At 66.6% G+C, this 15,109-nt stretch carries 10 protein-coding genes and 2 riboswitches; of the genes, 9 read left to right on the top strand and 1 reads right to left on the bottom strand.

Translation table 11 applies throughout. The features are described 5' to 3' along the window. Window positions 1-279: 279 nt before the first annotated feature. The gene (locus ACV22Z_RS21645; RefSeq protein WP_448078326.1) at window positions 280-1,302 is read right to left on the bottom strand and encodes an ABC transporter substrate-binding protein; all 1,023 of its coding nucleotides are present in this window, start codon (window positions 1,300-1,302) and stop codon (window positions 280-282) included. A 136-nt stretch (window positions 1,303-1,438) separates the two neighbouring features. After that, window positions 1,439-1,561, bottom strand: a riboswitch (guanidine-I (ykkC/yxkD leader). Window positions 1,562-2,016: 455 nt separating this feature from the next. Then, a riboswitch (guanidine-I (ykkC/yxkD leader) is annotated at window positions 2,017-2,152 on the top strand. A gap of 59 nt (window positions 2,153-2,211) precedes the next feature. Here ACV22Z_RS21645 and ACV22Z_RS21640 point away from each other — a divergent pair. The 9 genes from ACV22Z_RS21640 (at window position 2,212) to ACV22Z_RS21600 (ending at window position 15,084) form a co-directional block, all read left to right on the top strand. Then, the gene (locus tag ACV22Z_RS21640; protein WP_448078325.1) at window positions 2,212-2,967 is read left to right on the top strand and encodes an urea amidolyase associated protein UAAP1; all 756 of its coding nucleotides are present in this window, start codon (window positions 2,212-2,214) and stop codon (window positions 2,965-2,967) included. An 11-nt stretch (window positions 2,968-2,978) separates the two neighbouring features. Then, window positions 2,979-3,635: an urea amidolyase associated protein UAAP2 gene (locus ACV22Z_RS21635; protein WP_448078324.1), complete on the top strand. Its 657-nt coding sequence runs from the start codon at window positions 2,979-2,981 to the stop codon at window positions 3,633-3,635. Window positions 3,636-3,789: 154 nt separating this feature from the next. Continuing rightward, entirely contained in the window at window positions 3,790-7,404 is a 3,615-nt protein-coding gene (gene uca / locus ACV22Z_RS21630; protein ID WP_448078323.1) for an urea carboxylase, read from the top strand. Then, window positions 7,401-9,416, top strand: a complete 2,016-nt coding sequence (gene atzF / locus ACV22Z_RS21625) for an allophanate hydrolase (protein ID WP_448078322.1) — start codon at window positions 7,401-7,403, stop codon at window positions 9,414-9,416. The genes uca and atzF overlap by 4 nt, the downstream gene beginning before the upstream one ends. Window positions 9,417-9,481: 65 nt before the next feature. Further along, a complete protein-coding gene (locus ACV22Z_RS21620) occupies window positions 9,482-10,456 on the top strand; it encodes an ABC transporter permease (protein WP_448078321.1) in 975 nt (324 codons plus the stop codon). A 42-nt stretch (window positions 10,457-10,498) separates the two neighbouring features. Beyond that, a complete protein-coding gene (locus ACV22Z_RS21615) occupies window positions 10,499-11,413 on the top strand; it encodes an ABC transporter ATP-binding protein (protein ID WP_448078320.1) in 915 nt (304 codons plus the stop codon). Between the two features lie 418 nt (window positions 11,414-11,831). Then, window positions 11,832-12,539: a phosphate signaling complex protein PhoU gene (gene phoU / locus ACV22Z_RS21610; protein ID WP_448078319.1), complete on the top strand. Its 708-nt coding sequence runs from the start codon at window positions 11,832-11,834 to the stop codon at window positions 12,537-12,539. A 319-nt stretch (window positions 12,540-12,858) separates the two neighbouring features. Further along, window positions 12,859-14,550 (top strand): phage integrase family protein, encoded by a 1,692-nt coding sequence (locus ACV22Z_RS21605; protein WP_448078318.1) that lies wholly within the window; start codon window positions 12,859-12,861, stop codon window positions 14,548-14,550. A gap of 63 nt (window positions 14,551-14,613) precedes the next feature. Continuing rightward, a complete protein-coding gene (locus ACV22Z_RS21600; RefSeq protein ID WP_448078317.1) occupies window positions 14,614-15,084 on the top strand; it encodes a hypothetical protein in 471 nt (156 codons plus the stop codon). Window positions 15,085-15,109: the final 25 nt, after the last annotated feature.

The raw sequence follows: 15,109 nt of genomic DNA, 5'->3' as shown, positions 1-15,109 counted from the left end.
CGTCGGCCAGAGTGCGAGCGTCGCTAGACGGTTATCGCCTCCAGTCCGATGGATGCACCGTATGAAGCCAAATCTCGATGCGCTATCGGATTTCGGCAATTTGGTAAAAGTGCTGATGCCGGTTCCGATATGACACGCGCCTCGCCACGCGAACCGCTCCCGTGAAGCGGTTCTCGTGGCGAGGCGCGATATGCCGCCACGCCGTGACAGGAAGCGACATCGGCGGCACATATCGGCACAACCGGCAGCCAGGCAACGGGCCGCGGCCCGCAGCCTTCGTCAGTGCGATTCGACCAGACGCGGATCGATATACGCGTCGACATCCTGCGACTGCTTGTACACCGCGTTGCGTACGTTGAACGAATTCGCGTTGCGGGTCGACCCGTAAATCGAATCGAGCCCGTCGCCCTTGCGGAACGCCTGCTTTGCGGCTGCGGCATCGAGCAGATGCGTGCCCTTCAGCAGCGGCAGGTATTGCGCAGGCGTGAGGCCCACGCGCGCGGACATGATCTTCACCGCATCGGCCTGCGTCTTCGGATCGTTGATGTATGCAACACAGCGATACCAGACCTTGACCACCTTCGCCCAATCGGCCTTGCGCGCGGCGAGGCTCGTCGGCGTGACCGTGATCGCGTCGTAGATCAGCCCCGGCGCGTCCGCCGACGTGAAGATCGCCCGCGCGCCGGGTGCGCGTTTCAGCGCCTCGCCGGCATTCGGCTGCCACGCGGCGATCGCCGCAATGTCTGCCGATGCACCGAGAACCTGCGGCAGCTCGTTGGTCTTCGCGTTGACGAGCGTCACGTCGCCGTCCTTGAGGCCGTGCTTCTGCAATGCGGTTTCGAGCAGCAGATGATCGACGAGACCGAGCTCGACGCCCACCTTCTTGCCCTTCAGGCCTTCGATGGTCCGCAGCGGGGGCTTCGCGATGATCATGTCGTTGCCGGCCGAATAGTCCGTGAGCAGGATCATCACGTTCTTCGCGCCTGCCGCGCCCGTCACGAGTGCATCGCCGTTCGTCGCCGCGACCGCGTCGAGCTTGCTGGCGGAAAACGCATCGAGCGACGCCGAGTAATCGAACCATTCGAAGTCGACGTCGACGCCGGCTTCCTTGAACCAGCCCTTGTCGAGCGCGACCTGGAACGCGACCCAGCCGGGCCAGTCGCTGTAGCCGATTTTCAGCGGTGTGGCCGCGTGCGCGGCGGGAGCCACCAGCAGCGAAGCCGCGACGGCGGAGGAGCCTAGGACATGGCGGATGAAACGGGAGGACAGCAGGCGGTGGAACGGCGAGGCGTGGCGGGTCATCGTTTTCTCCAGGAGACCGGGATCGGGATCGTCGGCACAGGCTGCGCGTGTGCGCGGCCCGGCCGCGTGGCCGGCTCCTGCGGATGCGGGACGAACGACCGGCCACGGAGAGGCGCGACGGCCATCGCCATCGCCAATCTCCCGGGCTTTTGTCCCGCCGTGTAGCGCCATATTGGTCCGGTCGAATCAGCGGACCAATATGCGCCGGGCTGCTCTCGGACCAGACGTTCAAAGAACCGGAACCCTAGCACCCCTAAGATGCGACTCCGCCGCACCTCTCGGTGTCGGATTGAGCGAGAAGCATGCCAGCGGCATCGTGCGATGGCTACCGCGCGTCGGAGACTTGTCGGTCAGCGGCGGCGCGCAGGCCGCTGCAGATCGATGAAGCGGGCGGAGAAGAGCGCAGCCAGCGCACGCCGAAACAGGTTGAGTGTTTTCATCAGCGGTCGGTCAGGAAGTGACGATATGCGTAATCAGCAATGCCCATGCCATTGCCACCGAGTGCGGCGCGCGTGCAAATTTCCGCCCCGCACTGGTGCGAATCGCGCTCGCCTGGTGCGTCGGCTGCCCGATGCGAGGGCAGGCCGGCGAGCGCGCATCACGCCCGGTTTGGCCGCAGACGCACCGCGGTATGGGGCCGAGCGCAGTTGCAGCACGCGCTGGCACGCAACTCGCTTATTCACTGCCCGAGAGGTGCGAAGCAATTTGCATCATCTTCAGGATCGCTAGGGTTCCGGTCGCGCGGCATTGCACACCGCGCGATGGCTGGTCCGAGAGCAATCCGGTCTTGCTGCTTTCCTCGCATCGAGGAACCGGCGAGGCTCCACGGAGGGATAAAAGCCCGGGAGGTCGCGATGTCGTTCGGTCGCCCTCTCACGCTTTTTTCCCCAACCGATCCGAGGAGCCGCCATGTCGCCGAGCCCCCAAGCCGTCCTTGCCCCGCCGCCACACGTCGTGTGGGAGGCGACCATTCGCGCCGGAACCCACTGGTCCGGCATCCTGCGCCGCGGTCTCGCGCTGCGCGTCGTCGACGTCGACGGCGGCGCGAACCTGTCCGCCGTTTTCCATCGCCACGAAGATCCGCTCGAACGCTACAACATGGCCGATACGCTGAAGGCGCAGTACACCGCGCACTTGACGCGCGGCCACGCGCTGTATACGGACATGGGCCGCGTGATCGCGTCGATCACGGCCGACACGCTCGGCTGGCACGACCCGCTCGGCGGCGTCGGCGACGCGCGGCTGTTCGCGCGCAAGTACGGCGCCTCGTCGTATCAGGCCGAGCGCAACGCGATGATCCGCAACGGCCGCGACAGCCTCGTGCTCGAACTCGCGAAATACGGACTGTCCGCGCGCGACCTCGTCGCGAACGTCAATTTCTTCAGCAAGCTCGCGCCGCGCGACGACGGTTCGTTCGAGTTCGTCTCCGGCCATTCGCCGGCCCGCAGCGCGTTCGACCTGCGCTTCGAGATGAATACGCTCGCCGCGTTCTCGACCGCGCCGCATCCGCTCGATCCTCATTCCGCCTATGCGCCGAAGCCCGTGAAGCTGATCGCCTATCGCGCTTATCCCGCCGACGGCGCCGCGCCCGATGACGACCCGTGCCGCACCGCGTGCGCGGAGAACACGCGTGGCTTCATCAACACCGACCGACTGTTTGCGTGAGGGCACCTGACATGCCGATCATCGAAAGCCGTCTCGACACGCAGCACGCGATCTACGACACCACGCTGAACGCCGGCGAACCGTGGCTGCACGACGTGAAGCGCGGACAGGTCTTCCGCATCCTCGATCTCGAAGGCAACCAGGCCGTCGATACGCTGTTCTATCGCACCGACGAGCCCGACGAGCGCTACAGCGCGCAGGACACGATCCGCGAGCAGCGCAACCTGTACCTGAGCGCGGGCAGCGTGCTGCTGTCCAATCTCGGCAATCCGATGATGACGATCGTTGCCGATACCTGCGGCCGCCACGACACGCTCGGCGGTGCATGCGCGGCCGAGAGCAACACAGTGCGCTACGCGCTGGACAAGCGCCACATGCACAACTGCCGCGACAGCTTCCTCAATGCGATCGCGCACTGCACGTGCGGCACGGGCGCGCGGCTGACCAAGCGAGACATCGTCAGCAACGTCAATTTCTTCATGAATGTGCCGGTCACGCCGCTCGGCCGGCTCACGTTCGAGGACGGCATTTCCGCGCCCGGCAAATATGTCGAGATGCGCGCGGAGATGGACGTCACGGTGCTGATCTCGAATTGCCCGCAGCTCAACAACCCGTGCAACGGCTACAACCCGACGCCCGTGCGGCTCACGATCTGGGAGGGGCAATGAACGACCGCCACGCTCACTTGCTTTGCACGGCACCGGAGTATGCGCTGAAGGACTACTCCGGATCGACACGTTCACTGCCTCTTCCCCCAAAGAAGCTTCCTTCGGGGCGCGAGGGGGCGTTTGCCTTCCTCGGATCGGCCCAGCGGGAGGCAACATGAGATTCACAAAAGTCCTCGTCGCGAACCGCGGCGAGATCGCGTGCCGCGTGATCCGCACGCTGAAACGGCTCGGCATCGCATCGGTTGCGATCTACTCGGAGGCCGACCGCGACGCGCGCCACGTGACGCTCGCCGATGAAGCAGTATGCGTCGGCCCCGCGCCGGCGGCCGACAGCTACCTGAACGTCGCGGCGATTCTCGCGGCCGCACGCGATACGGGTGCACAGGCCGTGCATCCCGGCTACGGCTTTCTTTCGGAAAACGCCGATTTCGCCGATGCGTGCGAAGCGGCCGGCCTGCGTTTCATCGGGCCGCGCGGCGACCAGATGCGCGCGTTCGGCCTCAAGCACACCGCGCGCGAACTTGCGCGCGTGCACGGCGTGGCGCTGCTGCCCGGCACCGGGCTGCTGGCCGACGTCGCGACGGCACTCGCGGAAGCGGACACGATCGGCTATCCGGTGATGCTGAAGAGCACGGCGGGCGGTGGCGGAATCGGCATGTCGCTGTGCCGCGACGCCGCGCAGCTCGCAGCGGCCTTCGAGTCCGTCGTGCGGCTCGGCAGCGCGAACTTCGCGCACGCGGGCGTCTATCTGGAGAAGTTCGTCGAGCACGCGCGGCATATCGAGGTGCAGGTATTCGGCGACGGGCGCGGCGGCGTGATCGCGCTCGGCGAACGTGACTGCTCGGTGCAGCGGCGCAACCAGAAGGTGATCGAGGAAACGCCCGCGCCGGGGCTGACCGGCGCCGAGCGCGACGCGCTGCACACGAGCGCGGTGCGGCTCGCTCGCGCGGCCGCTTACGCGTCGGCCGGCACCGTTGAGTTCGTGTTCGACGCGAGCGAGCGCCGCTTCTACTTCCTCGAAGTCAATACGCGGCTGCAGGTCGAGCATTGCGTGACGGAGGCGGTGACGGGCATCGATCTCGTCGAATGGATGATCCTGCAGGCCGAAGGCGACCTGCCGCCGCTCGATACGCTCGTGGTCGCGCCGCGTGGCGCAAGCATCCAGGTGCGGCTCTACGCGGAAGACCCGCACAAGCAGTTCCAGCCGAGCGCGGGCGTGCTCACGCACGTCGCGTTTCCGGACGCGGCGCGCGTCGATACGTGGATCGACGCAGGCACCGAGGTCAGCGCGTACTACGATCCGTTGCTCGCGAAGCTGATCGTGCGCGGCGACACGCGCGGCGACGCGCTCGCGGCATTGCGCGACGCGCTGGCCGCCACGGAACTGTATGGGATCGAGACCAATCTGGACTACCTGCGTGCGATTGCGGGCTCCGATACGTTTGCGCGCGGCGCGCAGACCACTGCGTTCCTGTCGCGTTTCGCGTTCGCACCGCACACGATCGACGTGCTCGACGGCGGCGTGCAGACGACCGTGCAGCAAACGCCGGGCCGCATCGGCTACTGGGCCGTCGGCGTGCCGCCGTCCGGGCCGATGGACGACCGCGCGTTCGATCTCGCGAATGCGCTGCTCGGCAATCCGCGTGACGCGGCCGGCCTCGAGTTCACGATGGTCGGCGCGACGCTGCGCTTCAACACCGACACGCTGTTCGTGCTCGGCGGCGCGCCGCTCGCGGCGACGCTCGACGGCGCGCCCGCGCCGTTCTGGCAAGTGCTGCGCGCGGTGCCCGGCGCGGTGCTGAAGCTGGGCGGCGTGACGGGCGCCGGAGTGCGCGCGTGTCTCGCGGTGGAGGGCGGGCTGCAGGTGCCGGACTATCTGGGCAGCAAGGCGACCTTCACTCTCGGCCAGTTCGGCGGCCACGCGGGCCGCGCGCTGCGCAAGGGCGACGTGCTGCATCTGCATGCGGACGCGGGGCACGGCGACGCGGGCGCGACGCTCGCCGAGGCCGACCGGCCGGCGCTGACGCATGCATGGACCCTCGGCGTGCTCGACGGTCCGCACGGTGCGCCGGATTTCTTCACGGCGGACGACATTGCGATGCTGTACGACACGCGCTGGACGGTCCATTACAACTCAAGCCGCACGGGCGTGCGGCTGATCGGCCCGAAGCCGCAATGGGCGCGCGCGGACGGCGGCGAAGCGGGGCTGCATCCGTCGAACATCCACGACAACGCGTACGCGATCGGCGCGGTCGATTTCACCGGCGACATGCCGGTGATTCTCGGGCCAGACGGACCGAGCCTCGGCGGCTTCGTGTGCCCGGTGACGGTCGTGCGCGACGAGCTGTGGAAGCTCGGGCAGTTGCGGCCGGGCGATACCGTGCAGTTCGCGCGCGTCGCGGCCACGACCGCGCCTGCGCACGCGCAGGCGTTTGCGGCACCCGCGCCGCTGTCGGCTTCCGCCGATTCGGCCAACCGCGCGAACGCCTGCGTGCTGTACCGCGATCCGTCGGCCGGCAACGGCATCGGCGTCGTCTACCGGCGCTCGGGCGACCGCAACGTGCTGATCGAATACGGTCCGCTCGTGCTCGACCTGAACCTGCGCTTTCGCGTGCACGCACTGATGTGCTGGCTCGACGCGCACCGGCTGCCCGGCATGCTCGACCTCACGCCGGGCATTCGTTCGCTGCAGGTGCATTTCGATGCGCACACGCTGCCGCTCGATACGCTGCTCGCGCATTTTCAGGCGGCCGAGCGCGAACTGCCGGACGTGGCCGACATGCGCGTGCCGAACCGCGTCGTGCATCTGCCGCTGTCGTGGGACGACCCGTCGACGCGCGTCGCGATCGAGCGCTACATGCAGTCGGTGCGGCCCGACGCGCCATGGTGCCCGAGCAATATCGAGTTCATCCGCCGGATCAACGGCCTGGACAGCATCGACGACGTGAAGCGCATCGTGTTCGACGCGCGTTATCTGGTGATGGGGCTCGGCGACGTCTATCTCGGCGCGCCTGTCGCGACGCCGATCGATCCGCGGCACCGGCTTGTGACGACCAAGTACAACCCGGCGCGCACCTGGACGCCGGAGAACGCGGTCGGCATCGGCGGCGCGTATCTGTGCGTGTACGGCATGGAAGGGCCCGGTGGCTACCAGTTCGTCGGCCGCACGGTGCAGATGTGGAATCGTCATCGGACGACGCGCGAGTTCGAGGCCGGCAAGCCGTGGCTGCTGCGGTTCTTCGACGAGATCCGCTTCTACGAGGTCAGCGAGGCCGAACTGACGGCGCTGCGCGCGGATTTCATCGCGGGCCGCGCGCAACTGCGGATCGAGGAGTCCGTGTTCGATCTCGGCGCATACAACCGTTTCCTGCGCGACGAAGCCGCGTCGATCGCCGCGTTCAAGGCATCGCAGCAGGCCGCGTTCGATGCCGAACGCGATCGCTGGCGGGCGGCCGGACACGCCGAATACGTCGGAGAAGCCGGGCAGGGCGATACCGATGCGGCGCCGGCCAACGGCGCGCTCACCGATGCGCAGCGCGGCATCACCGCCGACGTGTCGGGCAGCGTGTGGAAGGTGCTGGTCGAAGCAGGCGGGCGCGTGACCGAAGGGCAGGTCGTCGCGATTCTCGAGTCGATGAAGATGGAGGTGTCCGTGGTGGCGATGGAAGACGGCGTGATCGAGACGGTCGATTGCGCGCCGGGCGCGGCGGTCGTCGCCGGGCAGCGGCTGATGGTGATGAAGGCGGGCGCCGCCGAGGAGGTCGCATGAACAACTTCAATCGTCATGCGATGCCCGACGTGCGCTCGTTCGCCGCGCTCCGCGCGCGTTACGAAGCGGGCAGCCTGACGCCGCACGCGCTCGTCGATGCGATCGCCGCGCACGTCGACGCGGGCGATCCGCATCGTGCGTGGATCCGGCCGCTGACGCGCGACGAGATGATGCGCTACGCGGATGCATTGGCCGGGCGCGACATCGCCACGCTGCCGCTGTATGGCGTGCCGTTCGCGATCAAGGACAATATCGATCTGGCCGGCATTCCGACGACTGCGGCCTGTCCCGCCTACGCGTATACGCCCGAGCGCAGCGCGCCCGTCGTCGAGCGGCTGATCGCGGCCGGCGCGATTCCGGTTGGCAAGACCAATCTCGACCAGTTCGCGACGGGGCTGTCCGGGCAGCGCTCGCCACACGGCGCATGCCGTAATGCGCATGATCCGCGTTACGCATCCGGCGGTTCGAGTTCCGGGTCCGCGGTGGTCGTCGCGCTCGGCGTCGCCGCGTTCTCGCTCGGCACCGACACGGCCGGGTCGGGCCGCGTGCCGGCCGCGTTCCACGGGCTCGTCGGGCTCAAGCCGACCAAGGGCGTGCTGAGCACGCTCGGCGTCGTGCCGGCTTGCCGATCGCTCGATTGCGTGTCGGTATTCGCGCATTCGCCGGAAGACGCGCGCGCGGTGTTCGCCGTTGCGCATGGCGTGACGGACGGCGATCCGTACGGACGTGCGTGGCAGCCGCTGCTCGGCACGGACGGCAGCCATGCGCAGCACGCGAAGCCGCTCAGCCGCATGCGTTTCGGCGTGCCGCGCGCCGATCAGCTCGAATTTTTCGGTGACGAATCGTACCGGGCCGCGTGGCAGGCGGCCGTCGAATGCCTGCGCGCGGCCCGCGCGCAGGTCGTCGAGATCGACTTCGGCGCGTTCCTGGCGACCGCGCGGCTGCTGTACGAAGGGCCGTGGGTCGCCGAGCGGCTCGCCGCGATCGGCGCGTTCCTCACGCAGCAGCCCGACGCGCTGCATCCGGTGATCCGCGAGATCGTCGGCGGCGCAGCGCGCTTCAGCGCCGCCGACGCATTCGCGGCGTTCGACCGGCTGGCCGCGCTGCGCGTGGAGGCCGCTCGCGCGTGGGACGGCCTCGACGCGATCGTGATGCCGACATCCGCCACGACCGCGACTGTCGACGAACTGGAAGCCGATCCGATCCGTGTCAATGCACGCTTCGGCTACTACACGAACTTCGTCAACCTGCTCGACCTGTCGGCGATTGCGGTGCCTGCGGGCATCTGCGAATCCGGGCGTCACGCGGGCCTGCCATTCGGCATCACGTTCGTCGGCCGCGCGCACGACGACGCGCTGCTGCTCGACCTCGCCGAAGCGTGGGGCGATGCGCTGGCCGGAGACGACGCAGCAGGCGAAGGCGACGCGCTGCAAGCGAGCGCCGGCAACGCAGGCGCCGGCGCACGTGCAAATGCGAACGCACATGCACACGCGAACGTGAACTCGAACGATCGCCCCGCCTCCGGGCGTGACAATGGCCCCGTCACCGGGCGCAATAAAGGCCCCGGTGCGATCACGCCGCCGCTCGCCGCGCCAACCGGCGTCGTGCGCGTGGCTGTCGTCGGTGCGCATCTGCGTGGCGAGCCGCTGAACTGGCAGCTCACGCAGCGCGGCGCGCGCTGCGTCGCCGCGACGACGACGGCGCCGGCCTATCGCCTCTACGCGCTAGGCGCGGCGGCGTCCGGCGGCATCGCGAAGCCGGGCCTCGTGCGCGTGCAGGAAGGCGGCGCGGCGATCGCGGTCGAGGTATGGGAGATGCCGATCGCCGCATACGGCAGCTTTGTCGCGGGCATCGCCGCGCCGCTCGGCATCGGCACGCTGGCGCTCGCGGACGGTTCGCAGGTGCAAGGCTTCCTGTGCGAAAGCGCGGCGCTCAACGGCGCCGAAGACATCACCCGATACGGCGGCTGGCGCGCATTTCGTGCAAACGGGGCGCACGGCGCGCCGCACTGAACGCCCGGTCGCGCGTCCGGCCCCGCGCCCGCGCGACAGGCATGCAACACGAAACGGAGATTCCCATGTCAGTAACCCGCAATACGACCGAATGGCTCGCGGTGCGCCGCGAGCTGTCGGCGCGCGGAAAATGGACGCTCGGCATCGCGTCCTTCCTGCTGCCGCTCGCCATCTGGTGCGTGCTTAGCTACGCGCCGTTCGTCTGGCATCCGCAGGTGCGCATCACGAACCCCGGCAGCGTCGACTATTTCCAGACCGGCATGCAGGTCGACCGCGACGTGTTCGACGACGAGCTCGCGCATGCGCGAGCGACTCATGCGGCCGTGCCGGAAGGCATGCGCGCGAACCCCGTCTACCTGCCCGCGCCGCATCAGGTGCTGCGCGCGTTCTACACGGCGTTCACGACGCCGCCCGCATCGCGCGAAGGCGTGTGGCTACACGAGAGCCTGTGGCACAGCATTCGGATCATCTTCTGGGGCTTCGTGATCTCGTCCGCGATCGGTGTGCCGGTCGGTATCGTCTGCGGCACGTTTAGCGCGCTTGCGCGGCTGCAGGAGCCGTTCTTCGAGTTCTTCCGCTATCTGCCCGCGCCCGCGTTCGGCGCGCTGATGGTCGCGATCCTCGGCATCTACGACGCGCCGAAGATCGCGATCATCGTGATCGGCACGTTCTTCCAACAGGTGCTGATCGTCGCGAACACGACGCGCAAGCTCGAATACGGGCTGTTCGAGGCCGCGATGACGCTCGGCACGAAGAAGCCGGGGCTGATCGCGCACGTCGTCATTCCGGGCATCCTGCCCGATCTGTACCGCGACCAGCGGATCCTGCTCGGTTGGGCGTGGACCTACCTGATCGTCGCCGAGCTCGTCGGCACGAGTTCGGGCATCACCTGGTACATCAGTCAGCAGGCGCGGTACCAGCATTTCGACAACGTGTATGCGGCGATCCTGATGATCGGGATCATCGGCCTCGGCACCGACATCGTGCTCGCGCTGCTGGGCCGCAAGTTCTTTCCGTGGGACCGCACGCTAAATGCGTGACGGACGACGATGACGTACCGACTCCATTCAGAAGAGGCGATCATGCAGAACCCGCAAGCCGTTCCCGACTACCTGCTGCAGTCCGACGACGTCCGCGAGCGCTTCGCGCGCCTGAAGTCACGCGACGTGATCCTCGACGTGCGCCATCTCGGCAAGCGTTTCCGCTCGCCGCAAGGCCAGGTGGTCGCACTCGACGACATCAGCTTCCGGACCCATCGGCGCGAGTTCGTCTGCGTGATCGGGCCGTCCGGCTGCGGAAAGTCGACGCTGATCCGCATCCTGGCCGGGCTCGAATCGCAAACGAGCGGCGACGTGCTGCTCGACGGCAAGCCCGTGCGCGGGCCGGGGGCCGATCGCGGGATGGTCTTCCAGGGCTACACGCTGTTTCCGTGGCTGACCGTGAAGAAGAACGTGATGTTCGGCCTCAGGCGCAACGGCAGCAGCAGCGGCGAGGCGGAGCGCGAGGCGCTGCAGTGGCTTGATCTGGTCGGGCTCGCGCACTTCGCCGACGTGTATCCGCACCAGCTGTCGGGCGGGATGAAGCAGCGCGTCGCGATCGCGCGCGCGCTCGCGAACCGGCCGCGCATCCTGCTGATGGACGAGCCGTTCGGCGCGCTCGACGCGCAGACCCGCGCGAAGATGCAAGCGCACCTGCTCGACATCTGGCGCAACATCGACGTCACGATCCTCTTCATCACGCATGATCTCGACGAGGCGATCCTGCTCGCGGACCGGATTCTGGTGCTGAAGGCGAATCCGGGCGAGGTGCAGGAACTGATCGAGGTGCCGGTGCCTCGTCCGCGCGACTATTCGCAGGCCAACACGCGGGAGTTCATCGCGACGAAGGCGCGCCTCGAGGCGCTGATTCATCCCAAGGTGGCCGGCGAAACGGCGGATGACGACACTGTGCGACCGCACATGATTCGCATGACTGACGTATTGGACAACGTCGAGTGACGTCGGGAGGGGCGACGAATGCGGCCGAAAATGCCCCGTTCTTTGCCGATCCGGCTGTAGGTGGATGCCCCGACTCGGAAACGTTACCAGTCGCACCGATTGAGCAAACATGCGAAAACGACATGACGCTCTGGTCGTCAGCAGTCCGTTACCCGACAGTTTGCTCGGAGCCGGTAGGTCACTGCACAAGGCGCCTCAATCGCGCTGAGAGTCGACCAGCGAGCTGTGCCCCGCTGGTGTTGGAGACGTGAATATTGGTCGCGATAGACTGTGACGCATTCTTCCGACCACAATGCGGCGAACGCGTTTCTGGACCGCCCGCCCACAGCACGGACGCACGGGCAGTTGCCTTCTGCGGGCAGTCACCGACTAAAAGCGACGATGACATTGCCGATCGATTCGTCGACGGGAGCTCTCTATGCCATACAAACACATTTCAAGTCACTTCGACGCTGAACTGCAGCACCTGTCGTCCAAATTTCTCGAGATGGGGGGAATCGTTGAGTCGCAATTGAATGATGCGATCGCGGCGCTGAACCACTTTGACTTGGACTTGGTCGAGAAGGTCATTGCCACGGAGCATCGTCTCAACGAGATGGAAGTCGAGATTGATGCCGAGTGCTGCAACATTATCGCGCGACGCCAACCCGCCGCGTCCGACCTGCGACTACTGGTGGCGATCTCAAAGGGCATCACCAATCTCGAGCGCGCCGGCGACGAAGCTCGCAAGGTCGCGAAGCGGTCCCGGCGTATTGCCCAAGAGGGCGCCGGCACGAAGGTCAACATCGCAGAAATACTGTTGTCTGGCCGGTTGGCCGCGGCCATCCTGCGCCATGCCCTCGACGCATTCGCACGACTCGATTCCAGTGCCGCCGCTCAAATCTTGCGTGACGACGAGGCGATCGATGCTCAATACCGTGGATTCATGCGCAAGTTGGTCACGTACATGGCTGAGGACCCTCGTGTCATCTCCGCCGCGCTTGACTACCTGGCCATCGCATCGGCCATCGAGCGCATTGGTGACCATGCGACAAATCTGGCGGAACTCGTCATCTATATCGTCAAGGGAACGGACGTCCGGCACATGCCTCGCGAGCAAATCGAGCAAGAAGCCCTGCGCGAATGAAGGTTTGACAACGCGGCGACGAATTGAACATGCGGTTCGAACGAAGGATCTGTGGAGCCAACGACGAAGCCGATTGCGGTCTCACGAATCCGGACGACCTGAGCGTATCAAAGAGATCTGCTCGTGTTCCTCATCGGCGGCACCCTATTTGGGGAGGGTTAATATCTACTCCAATCACTGCCATTCCTCGTACGCCCATACCAAACTCGTCATTTCGGGCTGCTCATGGGGGCGAGGACGCTATCGGAGCATGCCGCAGATTGCGAGATGACTCGTGGGCAGGGCGGTCTCAAGAGTCAAGTGCAACGTTTAGCAAATCATGAAAACACGCGAGACCCTTCCAGTCGACGACAACGGGCCCGACTTCCCGGACGAAGCCGAGCTCGCCGCACTGCGCGGCTGGTACGCCGGCCTGGACGCGCGGTCAGCCGTGGCCCATTATCTCGGCGACCGCCGGGCGGTCGGGGCATCGTCGCGCGGTATCCTCGGCCGGATTCGCCGGCGGCTCATCGCGTACGCGCAGGCCCGGCATCGCGCCGACCTGGCCGCCGCGTTCGTCGATCGGCCATCGAACGCGGCGGGCGACAGCGTAGCCCGTGCGATCGAGACGCTCCGCAACCTGCCCGCACCGGTGCCGCTCATTACCGACGCGGTCGACCTGTGGCTGCCCCCCCGCATTGTCGGCCCGCTGGACGCGCACGGTATTCGGACACTCGCGGACCTGACCGTGCGGATTCCGCGGCGGCGTCGCTGGTGGTCCGCGATCGCCGGACTCGGTGTTGCCAGCGCACGCCGCATCGAAGCGTTCTTCGCCGCGCATCCTATGCTGACCGAACGCGCGCGGGCATTGATCGTCGCCGCACCGTCCGGCAGCATCGTGCCGTGGGAACAACTGCGCGTGCCGCATGAGGTCGACGGTTCGCGCGGCCAGTTCCGCGCGCCGCGAATCGCCTGCCTGCTGAACGCGTCCAACGACTACGAGGCGATCCAGTCCTGGCTTTCGCTGCACGAGTCGGCCGCCACCCAGCGTGCCTACCGAAAGGAGGCGGAACGCCTGATCCTGTGGGCGATCGTCGAGCGCGGCCGCGCGCTGTCGTCGTTGACGACCGACGACGCGATCGCCTATCGCGGTTTCCTGCGGCGGCCGACGCCGCACGAGCGCTGGGTTGGCCCATCGCGGCCGCGGCACAGCATCGAATGGCGGCCGTTCACCGGTCCGCTGTCCGCCCGCTCGGCAGCCTACGCACTGAACGTCCTGTCGGCGCTGTTTCGCTGGCTGGTCGAGCAGCACTACGTGCTCGCGAATCCGTTCGCCGGCGTCAAGATCAAGAGCCACGCGCAGCGTGCGGGACTGGACGTGTCACGGGGATTCTCCGAGGGCGAGTGGTTGTTGATCCGCGCACTTGCCGACGGCCTCGAATGGTCATACGGCTGGAGCGTGCCCGCGGCGCATCGCTTGCGATTCCTGCTGGACTTCGGCTACGCGACCGGCCTGCGCGCGAGCGAGCTGGTCGGCGCGACGCTCGGCCACATCCGCCGGGACGAGCACGGCGATCACTGGCTGCACGTGCTCGGCAAGGGCGGCAAGCTCGGCAAGGTGGCGCTACCGTCACTCGCTCGAACTGCGCTGGATCAATATCTCGTGCAGCGCGGGCTGCCGGTCACGCCCGTACGCTGGGACCCGGCGACGCCGCTCGTTGCGAGCCTTGACGAGGATGGCGCGGGCATCGAACCCAGACGGCTCTGGCGCGTGCTGCGACGGTTCTTCGTGCTGGTGGCCGATGCAATCCAGGACGATCGGCCGGCGACTGCCGACAAGCTGCGCCGCGCGAGCCCGCACTGGATGCGGCACACCCACGCGTCACACGCGCTGGCGCGTGGTGCCGAGCTGATCATGGTGCGCGACAATCTCCGTCATGCATCAATTTCGACGACGTCGACTTACCTGCATAGCGACGAGGTCCGGCGAGCGCGGCAGTTCGACCAGGCGTTCGAGGCGCGCAAGGTCTAAAGTATGAGCGCGCCGATCGCAAATTGGCCAATTGAGGCGGCCTAGTGAGGAACGAGATCGCGAATGTGCCTCTGCAACGACCAAGGTTTTGCAATGGGATACGCGATTCGAACGTTTCTGATCACGCCGGACGACGGCATCCGGAAGATCGGAGTGACGCGTTACTGGAACATGCTCGGTGCTCCGGACAGTCATCGCCTGCCGGAGTTTGCAGATCAGCGTGTGCACCTCGCTAACCTGACCATTGAACTGGTGGACCGCAAGCCCGTGCACGTGATCAATCGGGATTTTGTGATCGTCACTTTTGATGCGCAGGGCCGCCTCAATGTCGATCAGATCATGCAGCGCGGTAGCTCGCTGTTTGAAGTCTTCATGGCCACCAACCTGGGCCGTAACGACAAAGAGGGCACTGCGAAGGTTGTCGATGCGACGGCACGGTTTACCGTACAAGGCAGTCAATGGACGCCAACACCCGCCTTGATCCAGGCCCTTGACGAGGCGGCACTGGGATTGCGACGGTGTCCCAGCATTTAGGCGGCTAGACACTTATGGCGGTTCG

The sequence above is a fragment of the Burkholderia sp. PU8-34 genome (assembly GCF_053427725.1).
Note: the sequence above shows the minus strand (reverse complement) of the source record. Positions and strands in the feature narration are given on the sequence as shown.